Genomic DNA, 272 nt, shown 5'->3' on the forward strand with positions numbered 1-272 from the left:
CCGACCAACATCGTCAGCCTCAACCCCCGGATCAGCACGCCGCTGGGCAAGGGCTGGTCCGCCAGCATCGCCGCCATGGCCTATTGGCGCTACACGGCCGGCGATGGCGTCTATGACATTCCCGGCAACCTGATCCGCGCGCCCGGCACCAGCCACGCCCGCTTCATCGGCAAGGAAGCCGAAGCCACGCTCGCATGGCAAACCACCGCCGAACTGGAACTGTCCGCCTCCCTCTCCGTCTTCTCACCAGGAACTTTCATCCGCCAAACCGG

At 65.8% G+C, this 272-nt stretch carries 1 protein-coding gene; it reads left to right on the forward strand.

The features are described from left to right. The coding region (locus NMD1_RS04005) for an alginate export family protein (protein WP_158453907.1) at positions 1-272 on the forward strand (272 nt) is incomplete at both ends.

It is taken from the genome of Novosphingobium sp. MD-1 (genome assembly GCF_001014975.1).
Lineage (GTDB): Bacteria > Pseudomonadota > Alphaproteobacteria > Sphingomonadales > Sphingomonadaceae > Novosphingobium.